Source organism: Pseudomonas alcaligenes (genome assembly GCF_014490745.1).
GTDB lineage: Bacteria > Pseudomonadota > Gammaproteobacteria > Pseudomonadales > Pseudomonadaceae > Aquipseudomonas > Aquipseudomonas alcaligenes_C.
On the sequence record NZ_LZEU01000001.1, the window covers coordinates 939,194 to 957,330 of the forward strand.

The 18,137-nt window shown below is 67.3% G+C and carries 20 protein-coding genes; 11 read left to right on the forward strand and 9 right to left on the reverse strand.

Features of this window, described 5'->3' with window-relative positions:
• Window positions 1-17 precede the first annotated feature (17 nt).
• From A9179_RS04185 to dksA, 3 genes are all read right to left on the reverse strand, one after another.
• Window positions 18-194 (reverse strand): hypothetical protein, encoded by a 177-nt coding sequence (locus A9179_RS04185; protein ID WP_003244646.1) that lies wholly within the window; start codon window positions 192-194, stop codon window positions 18-20.
• A 91-nt stretch (window positions 195-285) separates the two neighbouring features.
• Window positions 286-1,173 (reverse strand): tRNA glutamyl-Q(34) synthetase GluQRS, encoded by an 888-nt coding sequence (gluQRS, locus tag A9179_RS04190; protein ID WP_187804597.1) that lies wholly within the window; start codon window positions 1,171-1,173, stop codon window positions 286-288.
• Between the two features lie 91 nt (window positions 1,174-1,264).
• A complete protein-coding gene (gene dksA / locus A9179_RS04195; RefSeq protein ID WP_187804598.1) occupies window positions 1,265-1,708 on the reverse strand; it encodes an RNA polymerase-binding protein DksA in 444 nt (147 codons plus the stop codon).
• A 196-nt stretch (window positions 1,709-1,904) separates the two neighbouring features.
• Between dksA and A9179_RS04200 the strand changes: the two genes are divergently transcribed.
• Together A9179_RS04200 and sfsA are read left to right on the forward strand one after the other, a co-directional pair.
• Entirely contained in the window at window positions 1,905-3,086 is a 1,182-nt protein-coding gene (locus tag A9179_RS04200) for a pyridoxal phosphate-dependent aminotransferase (protein WP_187804599.1), read from the forward strand.
• Window positions 3,076-3,783, forward strand: a complete 708-nt coding sequence (gene sfsA / locus A9179_RS04205) for a DNA/RNA nuclease SfsA (RefSeq protein WP_187804600.1) — start codon at window positions 3,076-3,078, stop codon at window positions 3,781-3,783. Before A9179_RS04200 ends, sfsA begins: the two co-directional genes overlap by 11 nt.
• A gap of 51 nt (window positions 3,784-3,834) precedes the next feature.
• On the opposite strand, the gene A9179_RS04210 is transcribed toward sfsA, so the two are convergent.
• A complete protein-coding gene (locus A9179_RS04210; RefSeq protein WP_187804601.1) occupies window positions 3,835-4,152 on the reverse strand; it encodes a Rieske (2Fe-2S) protein in 318 nt (105 codons plus the stop codon).
• 90 nt (window positions 4,153-4,242) lie between these two features.
• Window positions 4,243-6,561, reverse strand: coding sequence for a TonB-dependent hemoglobin/transferrin/lactoferrin family receptor (locus tag A9179_RS04215; protein ID WP_187804602.1), 2,319 nt, complete (start codon window positions 6,559-6,561; stop codon window positions 4,243-4,245).
• Window positions 6,562-6,764: 203 nt separating this feature from the next.
• On the opposite strand from A9179_RS04215, the gene A9179_RS04220 reads away from it, so the two are divergent.
• From A9179_RS04220 to A9179_RS04240, 5 genes are read left to right on the forward strand one after another with little or no spacing between them, the layout of a single operon-like run.
• Entirely contained in the window at window positions 6,765-7,838 is a 1,074-nt protein-coding gene (locus A9179_RS04220) for a hemin-degrading factor (RefSeq protein WP_187804603.1), read from the forward strand.
• A gap of 11 nt (window positions 7,839-7,849) precedes the next feature.
• Window positions 7,850-8,740: a heme/hemin ABC transporter substrate-binding protein gene (locus A9179_RS04225; protein ID WP_187804604.1), complete on the forward strand. Its 891-nt coding sequence runs from the start codon at window positions 7,850-7,852 to the stop codon at window positions 8,738-8,740.
• Window positions 8,737-9,774 carry a FecCD family ABC transporter permease gene (locus tag A9179_RS04230; RefSeq protein WP_394354698.1) on the forward strand — a complete coding sequence of 346 codons (1,038 nt, stop codon included), beginning with the start codon at window positions 8,737-8,739 and terminating at the stop codon, window positions 9,772-9,774. The genes A9179_RS04225 and A9179_RS04230 overlap by 4 nt, the downstream gene beginning before the upstream one ends.
• Complete coding sequence (locus tag A9179_RS04235) at window positions 9,774-10,541, forward strand: heme ABC transporter ATP-binding protein (RefSeq protein ID WP_187804605.1); 768 nt, start codon at window positions 9,774-9,776, stop codon at window positions 10,539-10,541. The genes A9179_RS04230 and A9179_RS04235 overlap by 1 nt, the downstream gene beginning before the upstream one ends.
• Window positions 10,542-10,595: 54 nt before the next feature.
• On the forward strand, window positions 10,596-11,486 hold the full coding sequence (locus A9179_RS04240) for a ChaN family lipoprotein (RefSeq protein ID WP_187808497.1): 891 nt from the start codon (window positions 10,596-10,598) through the stop codon (window positions 11,484-11,486).
• 42 nt (window positions 11,487-11,528) lie between these two features.
• On the opposite strand, the gene A9179_RS04245 is transcribed toward A9179_RS04240, so the two are convergent.
• The gene (locus A9179_RS04245) at window positions 11,529-11,729 is read right to left on the reverse strand and encodes a hypothetical protein (protein ID WP_187804606.1); all 201 of its coding nucleotides are present in this window, start codon (window positions 11,727-11,729) and stop codon (window positions 11,529-11,531) included.
• A gap of 87 nt (window positions 11,730-11,816) precedes the next feature.
• Complete coding sequence (locus tag A9179_RS04250) at window positions 11,817-13,082, reverse strand: Hsp70 family protein (RefSeq protein ID WP_187804607.1); 1,266 nt, start codon at window positions 13,080-13,082, stop codon at window positions 11,817-11,819.
• Between the two features lie 198 nt (window positions 13,083-13,280).
• On the opposite strand from A9179_RS04250, the gene A9179_RS04255 reads away from it, so the two are divergent.
• The 3 genes from A9179_RS04255 (at window position 13,281) to A9179_RS04265 (ending at window position 16,090) form a co-directional block, all read left to right on the forward strand.
• A complete protein-coding gene (locus tag A9179_RS04255; RefSeq protein ID WP_187804608.1) occupies window positions 13,281-14,213 on the forward strand; it encodes a substrate-binding domain-containing protein in 933 nt (310 codons plus the stop codon).
• Between the two features lie 71 nt (window positions 14,214-14,284).
• Window positions 14,285-15,025: a substrate-binding periplasmic protein gene (locus A9179_RS04260; RefSeq protein ID WP_187804609.1), complete on the forward strand. Its 741-nt coding sequence runs from the start codon at window positions 14,285-14,287 to the stop codon at window positions 15,023-15,025.
• A gap of 201 nt (window positions 15,026-15,226) precedes the next feature.
• Entirely contained in the window at window positions 15,227-16,090 is an 864-nt protein-coding gene (locus A9179_RS04265; RefSeq protein ID WP_187804610.1) for an isocitrate lyase/PEP mutase family protein, read from the forward strand.
• Between the two features lie 54 nt (window positions 16,091-16,144).
• Here the strand turns inward: A9179_RS04265 and A9179_RS04270 are convergent, their stop codons facing one another.
• Window positions 16,145-16,882, reverse strand: a complete 738-nt coding sequence (locus tag A9179_RS04270) for a substrate-binding periplasmic protein (protein ID WP_187804611.1) — start codon at window positions 16,880-16,882, stop codon at window positions 16,145-16,147.
• 124 nt (window positions 16,883-17,006) lie between these two features.
• On the opposite strand from A9179_RS04270, the gene A9179_RS04275 reads away from it, so the two are divergent.
• On the forward strand, window positions 17,007-17,273 hold the full coding sequence (locus tag A9179_RS04275; protein ID WP_187804612.1) for a DksA/TraR family C4-type zinc finger protein: 267 nt from the start codon (window positions 17,007-17,009) through the stop codon (window positions 17,271-17,273).
• Window positions 17,274-17,286: 13 nt separating this feature from the next.
• On the opposite strand, the gene A9179_RS04280 is transcribed toward A9179_RS04275, so the two are convergent.
• On the reverse strand, window positions 17,287-18,015 hold the full coding sequence (locus A9179_RS04280; RefSeq protein ID WP_187804613.1) for a substrate-binding periplasmic protein: 729 nt from the start codon (window positions 18,013-18,015) through the stop codon (window positions 17,287-17,289).
• Between the last annotated feature and the right edge of the window lie 122 nt (window positions 18,016-18,137).

Sequence of the window (18,137 nt, forward strand, 5' to 3'; positions counted from 1 at the left end):
GGACTCCTCGATGCAGATTAGAGTTCATCGGCATCGCGCTGACTCTGCAGGATAAAGGTCACGACTATAAGGATCAGCCACAGCAGGTACGGGCGGTACCAGGCGCCGTTGGGGTCGATCCACCAGTCCATGATGGCGGGGGAGAACAGGTAGATCCCCACTACCAGGATCAATACCAGCCGATAGATGTACATGCCGATTCTCGTGTCGGAGTTGCCGCGATGGTAACGGATTCGTTACCCCGGCGGCAGTTGTGCGCACAGCGGTGTGGCGGGGATGGGCGACTCAGCGCAGTTGCGCTTCGGCCAGGGTGCGGCTGCGCGGAATGCGCCCGGCGTCCCAGTGGGCGATGCCCCAGGCCAGCAGCTCGCGGGCATCGGCGTCGGCCAGCTCGGCCGGCGGTTGCTGGCCGAGGGCGCGCAGGGCGCGCAACAGCAGGGGCGCGGCCTGGTCGGCGGGCAGCGGTGGCGAGCGGTAGCTCTTGCCCAGCTTGTGGCCGTCCGGCTGGATGATCAGCGGCACATGCAGATAGCGCGGCTGGCTGAACCCCAGCAGCTCCTGCAGGTACAGCTGGCGCGGGGTGGAGTCGAGCAGGTCGGCGCCGCGCACCACATCGGTGATGCCTTGCCAGGCGTCGTCCAGCACCACCGCCAGTTGATAGGCATACAGGCCATCGCGGCGGCGGATGACGAAGTCACCGACCTCGCGGCCCAGGTGCTGGCGGAACTCGCCCTGCACGCGGTCGCTGAAGCGGTACTCCAGCTCCGGCACGCGCAGGCGGATGGCCGCGTCGTGCGGGTCGTGGCCGAGGTTGCGACAGGTGCCGGGGTAGATGCCGCCGAAGGCTTCCAGCTGCTTGCGCGAGCAGGTGCAGGCGTAGGCCAGGCCCTGGCCGAACAGGCGTTCGATCAACGCGTCGTAGGCCGCGTGGCGGGTGCTCTGGCGTTCCAGCGCGCCATCCCACTCGAAGCCGTAGGCTTCCAGAGTCTGCAGGATCGCATCCTGGGCGCCGGCGACTTCGCGTGGCGGGTCGAGATCCTCCATGCGCAGCAGCCATTGCCCGCCGACGCTGCGGGCGTCCAGATAGGAGGCGAGGGCGGCCACCAGCGAGCCGAAGTGCAGGTAGCCGCTGGGCGTGGGGGCGAAGCGCCCGATGTAGGAAGCGTCAGTCATGGGCGGGAGGCTATCGGCTGGAGTCGCGTGACGCCAGTCCGCTTATCGGTGGCCAGAAATGAAACGGGGCGCCTTAGCGCCCCGTCCGGAATCAGGAACCGATCTGCTTTTCCTTGATTTCCGCCAGCGTCTTGCAGTCGATGCACAGGGTCGCGGTCGGGCGGGCTTCGAGACGGCGGATGCCGATCTCCACGCCGCAGGAGTCACACCAGCCGTATTCGTTGTCTTCGATCAGCTGCAGGGTCTCGTCGATCTTCTTGATCAGCTTGCGCTCGCGATCGCGGGCACGCAGTTCCAGGCTGAATTCCTCTTCCTGGCTGGCGCGGTCGGCCGGATCCGGGAAGTTGGCAGCTTCGTCCTGCATGTGGTGCACGGTGCGATCCACTTCCTGCATCAGCTCCAGCTTCCACTTGTTGAGGATGCTGGTGAAGTGAGCTCGCATCGGCTCGCCCATATACTCCTCACCCTTTTTTTCTTTGTAGGGTTCGAAACCACGGGCCAGCTGGCTACTGCTTGGTTTTGCTTTGGTGGGCATGGATGGCCGCCTCTCACTCTCTCTGATCCACTGGCGCAGGATCTGTTCCTTATACCGGCTAGGCCGGGCCTGCGGCTGCAAGCGGGCGAACTTACCAGATCAATTCCGGGCGCGCCACTCCCGGTTGTCGAAGCTGTAACAGGCTTGTCGGGCAGTTGGTTAGAATCCCCCCTTTGCCTCAATAAAGGAAGGCCACATGGCCCAGCCCTTCAGTGCGCGCAGCCGCGCCATCGAACCGTTCCACGTCATGGCCCTGCTGGCCCGCGCCAACGAGCTGCAGGCCGCCGGCCATGACGTGATCCACCTGGAGATCGGCGAGCCGGACTTCACCACCGCCGAGCCGATCATCCGCGCCGGTCAGGCTGCCCTGGCCGCCGGGCATACTCGCTACACCGCCGCGCGCGGCATTCCGCAACTGCGCGAGGCGATCGCCGGCTTCTACGCCAGTCGTTACGGTTTGAATGTTGACCCCGCGCGCATCTTGATTACTCCCGGTGGCTCTGGCGCCCTGCTGCTGGCTGCCAGCCTGCTGGTCGATCCGGGCAAGCACTGGCTGCTGGCCGACCCCGGCTACCCGTGCAACCGTCACTTTCTGCGCCTGGTCGAAGGCGCCGCGCAGCTGGTGCCGGTGGGCCCGGACAGCCGTTACCAGCTCACCCCACAACTGGTCGAGCGGCACTGGGATCACGCCAGCGTCGGCGCCCTGGTCGCCTCGCCGGCCAACCCCACCGGCACCCTGCTGCACAAGGATGAGCTGGCGGCGCTGTCGACCGCGCTCAAGCAGCGTGGCGGTCATCTGGTGGTGGACGAGATCTACCACGGCCTGACCTACGGCTGCGACGCCGCCAGTGTGCTGGAGGTGGACGACGAAGCCTTCGTGCTCAACAGCTTCTCCAAGTATTTCGGCATGACCGGCTGGCGCCTGGGCTGGCTGGTAGCGCCGGAGAATGCGGTGGGCGAGCTGGAGAAGCTGGCGCAGAACCTCTACATCAGTGCGCCTTCGATGGCCCAGCATGCCGCCCTGGCCTGCTTCGAGCCGGCCACCCTGGCACTGCTTGAGGAGCGCCGCCACGAGTTCCAGCGCCGTCGCGATTTCCTTCTGCCGGCCCTGCGCGAGCTGGGCTTCAGCATCGCCGTGGAGCCGGAAGGCGCCTTCTATCTATATGCCGACATCTCGGCCTTCGGTGGCGACGCCTATGCCTTCTGCCGGCACTTCATCGAGACCGAGCACGTGGCCTTTACCCCGGGCCTGGATTTCGGCCGCCACCAGGCCGGGCACCATGTGCGCTTCGCCTATACGCAGAATATCGAGCGCCTGCAGCAGGCGGTCGAACGCATTGCCCGTGGCCTGAAGACCTGGAATCCCGATGCGCTTTGAGCCGGCCCTGGAGGAGGCGCGCCTGCTGCGCCGCTACAAGCGCTTCCTGGCCGATATCGAGACGGCCAGCGGCGAGCAGCTGACCATCCACTGCCCGAATACCGGCTCGATGCTCAACTGCATGAGCGATGGCTGCAGGGTCTGGTTCAGTCGCTCCAACGACCCCAAGCGCAAGCTGCCGGGCACTTGGGAGCTGGGTGAGACGCCGCAGGGCCGGCTGGCCTGCATCAATACCGCACGGGCCAATGCCTTGGTCGAGGAGGCGCTGCGCGCTGGAGTGGTCGGCGAGCTGGCCGGTTTCCAGGCGCTGCGCCGTGAAGTGCGTTATGGCGAGGAGAACAGCCGGGCGGATTTCTGCCTCGACTTCGACTGCGGCCCGGCCTGGGTCGAAGTGAAGAGCGTGACCCTGGGTTTCCCGGATAGCGCGGTGGCGGCCTTTCCCGATGCCGTTACCTCGCGCGGCGCCAAGCATCTGCGCGAGCTGGCCAGCCTGGCGCGCCAGGGCGTGCGGACGGTGCAGCTGTACTGCGTGAACCTCTCGGGCATCGAGGCGGTGCGCGCGGCGGCGGAGATCGACCCGGCCTATGCGGCGGGCCTGCGCGAGGCCCGGGCAGCGGGCGTCGAGGTGCTGGCCTATGGCGCCGAGATCACCCCTACGGAAATCCGCCTGGTGCGGCGACTCGAGGTGCTTGAGTAGGGCGGGTGTAACCCGCGAAGCCGGCAACGCGGAGGGGCACCCGCCTTACGGCTACGGCGCGATCCAGATGCCGGCGGCATCCTCGCGGCAGGCGATGGCCTGCAGCGATTCGCCGGCACAGGGCCCGGTCACGCATTCGCCACTTTCTATAAGGAACAGCGCACTGTGATGGGCGCACTGGATCAGGCTGCCGCTGGCGTCGAGGAAGTCGTCGGCGCGCCACTCCAGGTTCAGGCCGCGGTGCGGGCAGCGGTTGCGATAGGCGTAGACATGGCCATCGCGGCGCACCGCCAGCAGCTGCAGCCCGGCAACGGCAAAGCCCCGGCTCTGGCCTTCGGCCAGCGTCTCCGGGGCGCATAGAAGAATCATCGTTATCTCCACGTAGGAGGCGGGATTATCCCGCACCGGCGTGGCGATGGAATAGGGTGCGCATCCCTGCGCCAATGCAACGGCTGGAACTCAGTACTGCCAGGAGGCGGAGACGCGGAAGTTGCGCCCGACTTCGCTGTAGTAGTCGTCCGGCTGGGTCAGGCTGCCGGTGGGTACGTTCAGCGCATTCCAGTACTTCTTGTCTAGGGCGTTGAACAGGCCGGCCTGGAACTTCACGCCTTTCATCTCGGCCGGCTGCCAGTAGCCGGTGAGGTCGACCACGCCGTAGCCCGGCGCCTTGAAGTCGCCGTCGTCCTCGACCTTGTTGCGTGCCGCGGCGGCGCGCAGCATCAGGTCGGCACCGTACTGGTCGGCGGCGTAGCTGAGGCCGAGCAGGCTGGTGATTGGCGCCACCGAGCTGAGGCGCTGGTTGGTCTCGAGATCCTCACCGTTGGCCCAGGCCAGCGAGCCCCAGACTTTCCAGTGCGGCACGAATTCCCAGTGGGCGGTGGCCTCGGCACCGTAGATCTGCACGCGGGCACGGTTCTCGGTACGGGTCACGCCGTAGGGGTAGGTGCTCGGATCGAGGCCGAGGGCGGCGATTTCCGCGCTGCTCAGGGTCACGTCTTCGTCGATGAAGTTCTTGTAGTGGTTGTCGAACAGGCTGAGCGAGCCGCCCAGGCGCTCGTTGCCCAGCTGCGCGCCGATCTCGTAGCCGGTGCTTTCTTCCGGCTTGAGGTCGGCATTGCCCAGGCTCAGGTAGTTACCCTCGGAGCCGTAGTTCATGTACAGCTGGGTCGCGTCGGGGGCCTTGAAGCCCTGCGCCCACTGGGCGTACAGCAGCGCTTCCTCGGCCACCTGCCAGGTCGCCAGCAGGCTGCCGGACAGCTTGTGATCCTGGCTGCTGGCCAGGGTCTGGTTGTTGACCGGGTTGGTGTTGTTGTCGAAGTCGCTGGTGGCTCGCGGATCCTGCTTGTAGTGGTCGTAGCGCAGGCCCGGGGTCAGCTTGACGCGGCCGTCGGCGAAGCTGATCTCGTCGCTGGCGTACAGCGCCCACTGGGTGCCTTCGGCCTTGGGCATGTCGGACTGGTTGGTATGCAGGAAGTCGCAGGCAGTCGGGCCCATGTACATCGGGCTGCTGGTGTCGACGGTGTAGCCCGGGCAGTTGTCGTAACCTTCGGAGAGCTGCTCGGTGTTGGTTTGGTAGAGCTCGCCGCCGAGGGTCAGCTTGTTCGGCAGGCCGGCGATTTCCAGGGTCTTGCCGACATCGCCGGACACGCCGTAGAGCTCTTTCTCGATCTGGTTGTCACGACCGAAGGCGCCGCTCGGGTATTTGTACGGGTTGCCCGGCAGGCCGAACATCTGGAACACGAAGTCTGGCACGCTGGCGCGCGAATCGGTGACCACGCGGGTGCCGCTCTGGTCGTCGTGGCGGCGCAGCTTCTGCCAGTAGGCGATGGCGTGGGCGCTGTCGATCAGGCTGTTGCTGTCTTCGGCCTGGAAGTCGTAGTCGACCGACAGGCGCTGGCGTTTGACGTGTTCTTCGGTGCTGTTGTCGCCGATCAGGTAGCTGGTGCCCTGGTTGCTGCGGCTGTCGATGTCGTTGTCGCGCTGGAACAGCTCGCCGGTGAAGCCGACCTTGTGGCCGCCGTCGAAGCGCTGCTGCAGCTTGACCAGCAGGCTCTGCTGCTCGGTGTCGGCCGGGTTGGCCTCGGTGCGCGAGGTGCCGTAGGTGTTGTCGCTGCCGCCGCTTTCCAGCTCGTGGCCCTGACGCTGGCCGGCCTGCAGCAGCCAGGAGGTGTCCTGGTAGCGACCGGCCAGGGCGGCGTTCAGGCCCCAGCTGTTGTCGGCGCTGTCGTAGTCGCTCTTGACCAGGCTGCCGAAGTCCTTGCCTTCGCCGAGCAGGTCGTCGGGGTTGAGGGTGAACAGCTGCACCGCGCCGCCCAGGGCGCCGGAGCCGGCCTGGCTGGAGTTGGCGCCGCGCACGATGTCCACCGAGGACAGGTCGTTGAAGTCGACCGAGTCGAGGCCGCCCTGGGCGCCGCCGGTCGGGCCCTGGCTGCGCGCACCGTCGGTCAGCCACGGAATGCGGATGCCGTCGATGGTGGTCAGCACGCGATCACGGTCGAGGCCGCGGATGTTGATGCTCTCGTTGCTGCGGCTGTAGTTCACCCCCGGTTCGGCACGCCGACCGAGATCATCGAAGCTGCGGATCTGGCGCTGTTCGAGGGTCTTGGCATCGGTCTCGCTGGTGGTCGGCAGGCTTTCCTGCACGGCGCTGCCGACTACCTGGGTCGGGGCGAGTTCGGTGGTACCGTCCTGGATACCGATGGTCTGCGCGAAAGCCAGCGAAGGGCTGAGCAACAGCAGCGCCATCCATGGGCGCAGGGCGAAGGGTGGGGTGGACATGGCTTTAACTCCCGCGGTACGGCTCTTGATGGCCGGGGTGATTTGGCGGGCAGCAAACTAATCGAAAGACTTTATCAAATGCAAACAATTATCGATAACATTGGTGTTCGATTCTTGTTCTGGTAGGATTTTGCCTCGAAAAGACGCGGGCTCCAGCCGCAGGGCTGCGAGTCGTCATCGCTCTGCAATCGGAAGGAAAATCCATGACCAGCCTTACCCAGAACACCGTCCAGCCAGCCATCGCCCTGTACCAGGCCTGGCAAAACCTGCGCGGCGAACAGCCCTCCCTGCGTGCCCGCGATGCCGCCGCCAAGCTCGGCGTCAGCGAAGGCGAACTGACCGCCAGCCGTCTGGGCGTCGATGCCGTGCGCCTGCGCTGCGACTGGGCCGAGCTGCTGCCGGCCCTCGGCGAGCTGGGCTACATCATGGCGCTGACCCGCAACGAGCACTGCGTGCATGAGCGCAAGGGCTACTACCGCGACGTCTCGGTGATGGGGAACGGGCAGATGGGCCTGGTGGTATCCGCCGATATCGACCTGCGCCTGTTCCTCTCCGGCTGGGCCAGCGTGTTCGCCGTCGCCGAAGACACTGCGCGCGGCCTGCAGCGCAGTATCCAGGTATTCGACCGGCAGGGCGTGGCGGTGCACAAGGTGTACCTGACCGCGCAGAGCGAGGAGGCCGCCTGGGTGCCGCTGGTCGAGCGCTTCCGCGCTGAACAGCAGAGTGCCGAGCTGGAGCTGCAGGCGCTGCCGGCTCGCCAGGCGCCGCGTGCCGATGCCGAGGTGGACGCCGCCGCCCTGCGTGCCGACTGGGCCGAGCTGAAGGACACCCACCACTTCTTCGCCATGCTCAAGCGCCATAACCTGGCCCGCACCCAGGCCCTGCGTCTGGCCGGCCGCGAGTGGGCCGAGCCGCTGGCCTGCGCCGAGCTGCCCAAGTTGCTGGAAGACGCCGCCGCCGGTGAAGTGCCGATCATGGTGTTCGTCGGTAACCAGCACTGCATCCAGATCCACTCCGGCCCGGTCAACAATCTGCGCTGGATGGACAGCTGGTTCAACGTGCTCGACCCCGAGTTCAACCTGCACCTGCAGACCCGCGGCGTGACCGAGCTGTGGCGCGTGCGCAAGCCCAGCAGCGACGGGGTGATCACCAGCTGGGAAGCCTTCGATGCCGACGGCGAGCTGGTCGTCCAGCTATTCGGTGCGCGCAAGCCGGGCATCCCGGAGCGTGAGGACTGGCGTGCCCTGGCGGAAAGCGCCGCGGCCCTGGCCGAGTGAGGAGCGTAGCCATGCGTCTGACAACCCTGCTGGCCCTGGGCACGGGCCTGTTGTTCAGTCATGCCGCCGGCGCCGCCGAGCCACTGCCGCAGCGCTGGGTCAGCGCCGGCGGCTCGCTCAGCGAATGGGTGGTGGTTCTGGGCGGCGAAAGCCGCCTGGTCGGGGTCGACAGCACCAGCCAGCATCCGCAGTCGCTGCAGACGTTACCGGGCATCGGCTACCAGCGGGCGCTGGCGGCCGAGGGCATTCTCGCCCTGCATCCGGATATCCTGATCGGCAGCGAGGAGATGGGCCCACCGCCGGTGCTGGAGCAGATCAAGGCCGGCGGCGTGCGGGTCGAACTGCTGTCGGCCAAGGCCAGCCTGGCCACCCTGGAGGACAACCTGAACCGCCTCGGTGCGCTGCTCGGCGTGCCGCAGCAGGCCAGCCAGCAGCTCGATGCCTACCGCAAGCGTCTGCAGCGCCAGGCTGCCTGGGTCAACCAGGCACAGCGCCAGCAGGTCGCACCACAGGTGCTGATGCTGCTCGGGCATGCCGGCAGCAGCCCGATGGCAGCCGGCAAGGACACCCTGGCGGCGTGGATGATCGAGCAGGCCGGCGGGCGCAACCTGACCAGCCACCTGGGCTACAAGGCGCTCTCCAGCGAGGCGCTGCTGGCCCTCGATCCGCAGGTGCTGATCATTGCCGACCGCCGCCTGCAGGGCGACGCCGCGCGCGCCGCGCTGCTCGAACAGAACCCGGCGCTGGCGCAGACCGCGGCGGTGCGCGACGGGCGTCTGCTGCTGCTTGATCCGACCCTGCTGGTGGGCGGCCTCGGCCCGCGTCTGCCGGATGGGCTGGCCGTGCTCTCCGCAGCCTTTTATCCTGCTGCGCAAGCCCTGACTGCCGAAGCCCATCGATGACTCCTGTGATTCGCCCGCGCCCATTGCTGATCGCACTGGGCCTGTTGCTCCTGCTCGCCCTCTGGCTGTCCCTGGCCCTGGGCCCGATCAGCCTGCCGCTGGGCGATACCCTGCGCGCCGGGCTGCGCCTGGCCGGGCTGCCGCTGGACGGCGAAGGCCTGCAGCAGGCCGAGCTGATCCTCGGCCAGATCCGCCTGCCGCGTAGCCTGCTGGGGATCGCCGTGGGCGCCGTGCTGGCGCTGTCCGGGGTGGCCATGCAGGGCCTGTTCCGCAACCCGCTGGCCGATCCCGGCCTGGTCGGGGTGGCGGCCGGTGCCGCGCTGGGGGCGGCCATCGCCATCGTCGGCGGCAACTATCTGGGCGGCCTGTCGCCGCGCCTGGCGCCCTACCTGTTGTCGCTGTGCGCCTTTGCCGGTGGCCTGCTGGTGACCGCGGTGGTCTACCGCTTCGGTCGCCGCGACGGCCAGACCGACGTGGCCACCATGCTCCTGGCCGGGGTGGCGATGACCGCCATGGCTGGTGCCGGGGTCGGCCTGTTCACCTACCTGGCGGACGACTCGACCCTGCGCAGCCTGACCTTCTGGAACCTCGGCAGCCTCAATGGCGCCAGCTACCAGCGCCTGTGGCCGCTGCTGCTGGTCACCGTCGGCGTGGCGCTGTGGTTGCCGCGCCGGGCGGCGGCGCTGAATGCCCTGCTGCTGGGCGAGTCGGAGGCGCGCCACCTGGGCTTCGATGTCGAACGGCTGAAGCGCGAGCTGGTGCTGTGCACGGCCCTCGGCGTGGGCGCGGCGGTGGCGGCGGCGGGGCTGATCGGCTTCGTCGGCCTGGTGGTGCCGCACCTGGTGCGCCTGCTGGTCGGGCCCGATCACCGCGTGCTGCTGCCGGCCTCGCTGCTGGCCGGCGCCAGCCTGCTGTTGCTGGCCGACCTGGCGGCGCGGCTGGTGCTGGCGCCGGCCGAGCTGCCGATCGGCATCGTCACTGCGCTGATCGGCGCGCCGTTCTTTCTTTATCTGCTGGTACGGGGGCGTGCCTGATGCTGCGCGCAGACAATCTGCTGGTGAAGCGCGGGCAGACGACCGTGCTCGCCGATATCGACCTCGAGGTATTGCCTGGCCAGGTGCTGGGCGTGCTCGGCCCCAATGGCGCGGGCAAGAGCAGTCTGGCCGGCGCGCTCTGCGGCGAGCTGAGCGTGGCGCGCGGCAGCGTCAGCCTGGATGGCCGGCCGCTGGCCGACTGGGCCGGGCCGCAGCGGGCGCGGCGCCTGGCGGTGCTGCCGCAGCATTCGAGCCTGAGTTTCGCCTTCAGCGTCGAGCAGGTGGTCGGCATGGGCCGCCTGCCCCACGACAGCGGGCGGGCGCGCGACGCCGAGATCATCGCGGCGGCGCTGCAGGCGGCGGATGCCGAGCACCTGCGCGGGCGCAGCTACCTGGCGCTGTCCGGCGGCGAGCGCCAGCGCGTGCACCTGGCGCGGGTACTGGCGCAGCTGTGGCCGGGCGGCGAGGGGCAGACCCTGCTGCTCGACGAGCCGACCTCGGCCCTCGACCCGCTGCACCAGCACACCACCCTGCAGGCGGTGCGCGAGTTCGCCGGGCGCGGCGCGGCGGTGCTGGTGATCCTGCATGACCTCAACCTGGCGGCGCGCTACTGCGACCGCCTGCTCCTGCTCCAGGGCGGCCTGCCGCACAGCCTGGGCACGCCGGCCGAGGTGCTCGAAGCGGCCGCACTGGAGCAGGTGTTCGGCCTGCAGGTGCTGATCCAGGCGCACCCCGAGCGCGGTCATCCGCTGATCGTGGCGCGCTGAACCTATTGGGCGGGGCTGCTTAGCCCTGCCAGCGACTTTCCTGAAGGACAAATGATGCGAATCCTGTTGCTCAGCTGTATGGCCCTGCTGGCTGCCTGCCAGTCCACCGAAGTGGCCGCGCCGCCGGCCTGGCTCAGCCCGCAGGGGCACGCCAGTGCCGAGCTGGGGCAGATCCGCGACCTGCACAGCGGTGCGCTGCTCAGCCCGGCCCAGCTGGTCGAACGGTTGGCTGCGGCGCCGCGGGTGCTGGTTGGCGAGCAGCACGACAACCCGGATCACCACGCCCTGCAACTCTGGCTGCTGCGCGAGCTGGGCAAGCGCCGGCCGCAGGGCAGCCTGCTGCTGGAGATGCTCAATCCCGACCAGCAGGCGCGGGTGGACAAGGCCCAGGCCCTCAGCCGTGCCGGTAACGCGCCGGCCGACCTGCTCGGCGCGCTGGCCTGGCAGCCGAACTGGGACTGGTCGCTGTACGGGCCACTGGTCAGCGAGGCGCTGCGCCAGCCCTATCCGCTGCTGGCGGCCAACCTCGATCGACGCGAGATCATGAGCATCTATCAGCAGCGCCCGCCGCTGACGGGCGCGGCCTCGACCACCGTCGCGGTGCGCGAGGCGCTGCTGGCGGATATCCGTGAGTCGCACTGTGGCCTGCTGCCCGACAGCCAGCTGCCGGCCATGCTGGCCGTGCAGCAGCAGCGCGACCGGCGCATGGCCGAGCGCCTGCAGGCCGCGCCGCAGCCGGCTGTGCTACTGGCCGGTGCCTTCCATGTGCGCAAGGATCTGGGCGTGCCGCTGCACCTGGCCGACCTCGGCGCGGGGCAGGGCACGGCTGTGCTGATCCTGGCCGAGGTGGGCAAGGAGGTGGCGGCCGAGAGTGCCGACTACGTCTGGTACACCGCCGCGTTGCCGGCGCAGGACTACTGCGCGCGGATCAAGCTGCGCAAGTAACGGCGATGCCGGGCGCGGGGCACGTGCTACCGGCAGTGCGGGTTATTGGCTCTGCTCGTCGAGCTGGTCGAGGCGCTGCTGGTTCTTGGAATTGGCGTCATCGATCTGCTGCTTGAGCTGATTCATCTGCTGCTGCGCCTGCTTGGCCTGTTCGGCTTCAAGGGCGGCGCCGGTGGCACCGCCATCGCAGGCGGCGAGGGTGAGCAGGCTGGTCAGGGTCAGGCAGGTGGCGAGGGCGCGCATGGCAGGCTCCGTGAAAGGGGAGCGCTCACCATAACGCGCCGCGCCGGCCCTGGGCAGTGGCGCCGGCGAATGGCGGGAAAAAGCCGATCAGCCGTAGCGCTTGTGCGCCTCGATGGCCAGGCCGCTGCCGATGCTGCCGAAGGTGTTGCCCTCGGTGGTGCGGGCGTTGGGCAGCAGCGCCTGGACGCACTGGCGCAGGGCGGGGATGCCGCTGGAGCCGCCGGTGAAGAACAGCGTGTCGATCTCCTCGGCCTTCACTCCGGCCTGCTTGAGCAGTTCGCCAATGCTGGTCTGGATGCGTTCGAGCAGGCCGCCGATGGCCTGGTCGAACAGTGGCCGGTCGAGCAGGGCGTCGAGTCCGGCCTCGATGCGCTGCAGGTCGATGCGCCGCTCGGCCTGCTCGGTGAGGGCGATCTTGCTGTCTTCCACCTGCATCGCCAGCCAGTGCCCGGCGCGCTGCTCGATCAGCTTGAACAGGCGGTCGATGCCGGTCGGGTCGACGATGTCGTAGCGCATGCTCTGCAGGGCCAGTTGCGACTTCTGCGCATACACCGCGTTGATGGTGTGCCAGGTGGCCAGGTTGAGGTGGTAGCTGGTGGGCATGTAGGCATCGCTCTTCATCCGGCTGCCGTAGCCGAACAGCGGCATCACGCCTTCCAGGCTGAGCTGCTTGTCGAAGTCGGTGCCGCCGATATGCACGCCGCCGGTGGCGAGGATGTCGCTCTGGCGGTCGAGCTGGGTGCGCCGCTCGGGCGACAGGCGGATCAGCGAGAAGTCCGAGGTACCGCCGCCGATGTCGACGATCAGCACCCGCTCCTCGCGGGTCACGCTGCGCTCGTAGTCGAAGGCCGCGGCGATCGGCTCGTACTGGAACGACACGTCCTTGAAGCCGAGCTTGTTGGCCACTGCCACCAGGGTGTTGGCGGCTTCGGCATCGGCCAGCGGGTCGTCGTCGACGAAAAACACCGGGCGACCCAGCACCACCTGCTCGAACTCGCGACCGGCGAAGGCTTCGGCACGCTTCTTCAGCTCGCCGATGAACAGCCCGAGCAGGTCGCGGAACGGCATGGCGCTGCCCAGTACGGTGGTCTCGCTCTTCAGCAGCTTGGAGCCCAGCAGGCTCTTCAGCGAACGCATCAGGCGGCCTTCGTAGCCTTCCAGGTATTCGTGCAGGGCCAGGCGGCCATAGACCGGGCGACGCTCCTCGATGTTGAAGAAAATCACCGAGGGCAGGGTGACCTTGTCTTCTTCCAGGGCCAGCAGCGGCTCCACGCCGGGACGCCACCAGCCGACGGTGGAGTTGGAGGTGCCGAAGTCGATGCCCAGGGCATTGGCGGGAAGGTCGTGACTCATGCTGCAGCGGTTCCGGGAAAAAAACGGCCGCGCAGTTTATGCGAGAGCGGCGACTCGCGCTCGGGGAATCTGTCCCCGCATGTCGGCTGGCCTGGACGGTGGTGGCAGACTGCTACAGTTGTCTTGAGTGGCCAGGGATTTGTGCCGTCAGGACGACAGACGTGGGCAGGGGTCTAGCGTGATCGGGCGTGCATCATCATGAGTCGTGTCAGTTGGGCCGCTGCGGCCTGTCGTTCGCTTGCCGTTCTGCTTGTGCTGCTGCCGGGCCTGGCGCGGGCCGAGTGCATCAATATGGTTTCCGGTGCCGGTGGCCCGGCATTCTGGCGGCAGGTTCAGCTGGGCGCCGAGGCTGCCGCGCAGCAGAATCGGTTGCAGCTGTACTTTCGCGGCCCGCAGAGCGAGCGCGAGCCACAGATGCAGTTGCAGGTCGTCGACAAGGTGCTTGAGCGGCCATGTGCTGCCCTGATCATCGCCCCCAGTGGCGACGAGTTGCTGGGGCGCCTGAGCCGCCTCAGGCAAGCCGGGCTGACCACGTTGTTCATCGATCGTGATATCGGCAGCAGCGACGTTGCGGCAGCTGTGGTCAGCGACAATTTGCAGGCCGGTGTGGTGGCCGGTCAGCACATGGTTCGCCTGCTCAAGGGGCGTGGTCGCGTGGCCGTGCTGCGGCCGGCATCCAGGGCGCAATCGATTGCCCAGCGGGTGCGCGGCTTTGTGCAGAGCGCCAGCGCTGGTGGCTTGCAGGTGGTGTTCGAGCAACGCCTGTCTGCCAGCGAGGGCGGGGATCGAAGCAACCTGGCCCAGCAGCTGCAGGCGCTCGACGGGGTATTCACCGCCAATGAATCGACCAGCCTGATCACGCTGGGCGCCCTGCGCCGGGCGAAGCTGGCCGGCCAACTGGTGCATATAGGTTTTGATGCCAATCCGCAGTTGGTAGAGGCTTTGCGTAGCGGGGAAATGGCCGGGCTTCTGGTGCAGCAGCCCTACCAGATGGGTTATCAGAGTGTCGAATTGGCGTTGCGCCATCTACGCGGCGAGCCGGGCGCACCGCGCACCATAGGGCTGGCGGCGGTGTGGGTCGAGCCGCAGGGTCTGGATAATGCGGATATCCAGAACTTGCTATACCCGTGAGCGAGCATGGCGCACAACTCTCCGTCGGGCGTGCAAGCGGCTAGGCTGTGCTGAGCGAGGAGGGATGGACGATGCGTGCAGGGCTGCTGGCGGGTCTATTGACGGCGCTACTGTTGCCCGGTCTGGCGGCGGCCGACCTGCTGCTGCTGACCGAGCAGGCGCCGCCGACCAGCTACCTGCACGACGGCAAGCCCGAGGGCTACTCGGTGGCGGTGGTCGAAGAGCTGATCCGACGTACCGGCCGGCCGGCGCATATCGAGCTGCTGCCCTGGACCCGCGGCTATCACCTGGTCAAGCACGAGGCCGATACGGCGCTGTTTGCCATGGTGCGTACCGCCGAGCGCGAAGCGCTGTTCCAGTGGGTCGGGCCGATCCTGCAGGGTTCCACCCGCTTCTACTCGCTGCGCTCCAGCCACCTGCAGATCAACAATCTGGAAGAAGCGGCCCGCAGCGGCCCGCTGGCCCTGCCCAAACAGTGGTACACCTACGAGACCCTGCAGCGCATGGGCTTCACCAACCTGTACGGGGTGCCCAGCTCCAAGCAGATGGTGACCATGCTCAAGTTCGGCCGGGTCAAGCTGATCGCCACCGAGGATGTGACCCTGCGCGAGGAACTGGCCAGCGGCGGCCTGACTCCGGAGGAAGTGCAGGGTCACCTGGCGTTCATGAAATCCGACTACTACATCGCCTTCTCCATGCAGACCGACAAGGCCCTGGTGGCCGAGTGGCAGCGCCAGCTCGATGGCATGCAGCGCGACGGCAGCCTGCAGCGCATTCGCCAGCGCTGGCTGCCCGAGGCCGGTCAGCCCTGAGAGCCGGCTGCCCTTTCCCTGCGTATGCCGAGCGTCCTGGTGGCCAGTGTGCCTGGCCATGCCTGCCCGCTGTCGGAGCCGCAGGTGTTGAAAGCATCGTGCAAGCTGACCGGCGTATATCGGCGGTCGGTGCATGGATGATTTTGTAGTTTTGCTACATAATTGGCCATCGAGAATAGACAACGACCTGTAGTGCAGACCATGCAAAGAGCTTCCCATCACGATCTACGTGCGCAATTTCGCGCTCTTTTGGCAAGTAATTCCTGCTATCACACGGCATCTGTATTCGATCCAATGTCGGCGCGGATCGCTGCCGACCTGGGTTTCGAGGTGGGGATTCTGGGTGGCTCTGTAGCTTCACTACAAGTTCTCGCCGCACCGGACTTCGCCCTGATCACTCTCAGCGAGTTCGTCGAGCAGGCCACCCGCATCGGCCGCGTCGCCCGCCTGCCGGTGATCGCCGATGCCGACCACGGCTATGGCAACGCCCTCAACGTGATGCGCACAGTGGTCGAACTGGAGCGCGCCGGCATCGCCGCGCTGACCATCGAGGACACCCTGCTGCCAGCCCAGTTCGGCCGCAAGTCCACCGACCTGATCGGCGTCGATGAGGGTGTCGGCAAGATCCGCGCGGCGCTGGAGGCGCGGGTCGATGCGGATCTGGCGATCATCGCCCGTACCAACGCCGGGGTGCTGGAGGTCGACGAAGTGATCCGCCGCACCAGGGCTTACGAAGAGGCGGGGGCCGACGCCATCTGCATGGTCGGCGTGCGCGACTTCGCGCACCTGGAGCAGATCGCCGAGCATCTCAGCGTGCCGCTGATGCTGGTCAGCTACGGCAACCCCTCGCTGCGCGACGACGCGCGCCTGGCCAGCCTCGGCGTGCGCATCGTGGTCGATGGCCATGCCGCCTACTTCGCCGCGATCAAGGCCACCTACGACTGCCTGCGCGAGCAGCGCGGCATCGCCGCCAGCGACCTCAACGCCACCGAGCTGACGCACAAGTACACCCAGCCCGAGGACTACATCGTCTGGGCCCGCGAGTATATGGACGTCAAGGAATAACCCAGTGCCAGAGCCGGTCTACGATCCCTCGCTCGCGAGATCGTCGGCAGGTTGTTATTGGGCCTGCATGACCTGCTGCACCAGTACCTGCAGCGAGCCGTCCTGCTGCATGTCTTGCAGGGCCTGGTTGAAGCGCTGCAGCAGTTCCTGCTGCTGGGCCTGCTTGGCGAACACCAGGTAGGTCGGGTTGATGCTCAGCGGCTGTGCCAGCGCGACCAGGTTTTCCAGCCCCGGTTGCTGGATGATGTGCTGGCCGGCCAGTTCGATGGCCAGCACCGCATCCAGCCTGCCCGAGGCCAGCTTGCGCAGGTTGGCCGCATCGGCGCTGCCTTCCTCGATATGTATGCGGCCTTCGCGCACCGCCTGGTCGAACGCCTCGGTGTAACTCCAGCCGCGGATCACCCCGATCTTCTTGCCATACAGGTCGCTCAGCTGGCGGAAGGCGAAGACCTTGTCCTTGCGCACATAGAGCAGCAGCTTTTCCTCGAACAGCGGCGCCGAGTAGTCGAACACTTCCAGGCGCTTGCTAGTGCGGTAGATCCCGGCGATGCCCAGTTCGCCGTTGGCGCCGCGCAGCAGGGCGCGCTTCCAGGGCATCGGGTGGATCGCCACCGGTTCGCCGACGCGGGCGAACAGCGCCTGCAGCAGCAGTGGGTAGAGGCCGCGGGCCTGCTCGCCATCCTGGTACATGAACGGCGGGTTGGCGTTGTCGATGGCCACCAGGGTTTCCGCCTGTGCACACAGGGCGCAGCAACTGAGCAGGCTGACCAGCAGCAGGCGTGACAGGGCCATCGGCGTCCTCCCCGTGGATCTAGCTGCAAGCATAGTCGTCCGTCGCTGAGGGAAGCATCCGGCTTGCAAAGCCCGGCGCCACGGCGCATATCTGCAGCAGACCCAGTTCGCAGTGGAGAAACCCATGGCCGGTGGATGGACCAGCGATGGTGCGGTGCAGGAACAGATCGACAGCAGCATCGAAGATTCCGTGGCCCGCGCGCGCAGCCAGCTGCCGCGTGGCGAGAGCCTGACGCACTGCGAAGAGTGCGGTGCCGCGATACCCGAGGCGCGCCGCCAGGCCGTGCCTGGCGTGCGTCTGTGTGTGAAGTGTCAGAGCGAGCACGACAAGGAGCAGCAGGCGGTCAGTGGTTACAACCGGCGCTGCAGCAAGGACAGCCAGTTGCGTTGAGCCCGGCCCTGTCTCAGTGCGGTGTCTGTTTTATGGCGCGGTTGATCCTGTCCATCTGCTCGGCCGGCACATCCTTGCTGCAGACGATGTAGCGTTCCAGCCCCGCCGGCATATCGGCGAAATGCTGCTCGGCGATGCCGTCCAGATCGCTTTCGTGCTGGCGCAGGTAATCCCAGTCGGCCTGGTCGGCGAGCATGTAGTCGACCCGGTGTGCGGCGACCATGCGCATCATCACGGTCGGCTCGACCGTGGCGTGCTCGATCTGGTTGGCGCTGCCAGCGATCAGGCGATCGAGACTGGCGCCATAGGAAACCCCGTCGACCAGGCCCAGGGTGATCTGCGGGTCTCGCAGCAGGGCGGCGAAGCTGCCGTGGGCGCGCAGGGCCGGCAGTGCCGCCGTGCTGACCAGGGCTATCTGCGGCGGATCGGTATGAAAGGGCAGGCTGAACTGGGCGACGCGCTCGCGCTCGGGCAGGCGATACCAGCCGAAGGAGCAGTAGCGTGGCGTACCTTGCTCGAAGCTGTGCCAGATGCGCTTGGCCGGCTGCTGGACGAACTGGGTGGTGATGCCCGCCGTGGCGAAAATCAGCCGTGCACGCTCCAGCAAAAAACCCTGTTCGACACCCTGCTCCAGGTAGTGGTAGGGCGCCTTGTTGCGCCAGGCTACGGTGATGCTGTCGTCCGCCAGGGCCAGTCCGGGGCTGATGTGGAGCAGACAGAGGAAAGCCAGGCGGGCTCTCATGGTGATGGTCTCAGGCAGTGGTCGGCGGCAGCTTATCCGACTCCACGCGACTTGCGTGGGAAAAACCACGAAGGCTGCCGGCGCCGCGAACAGAAACAGCTGTGGGCGAAGCACCGGCACGC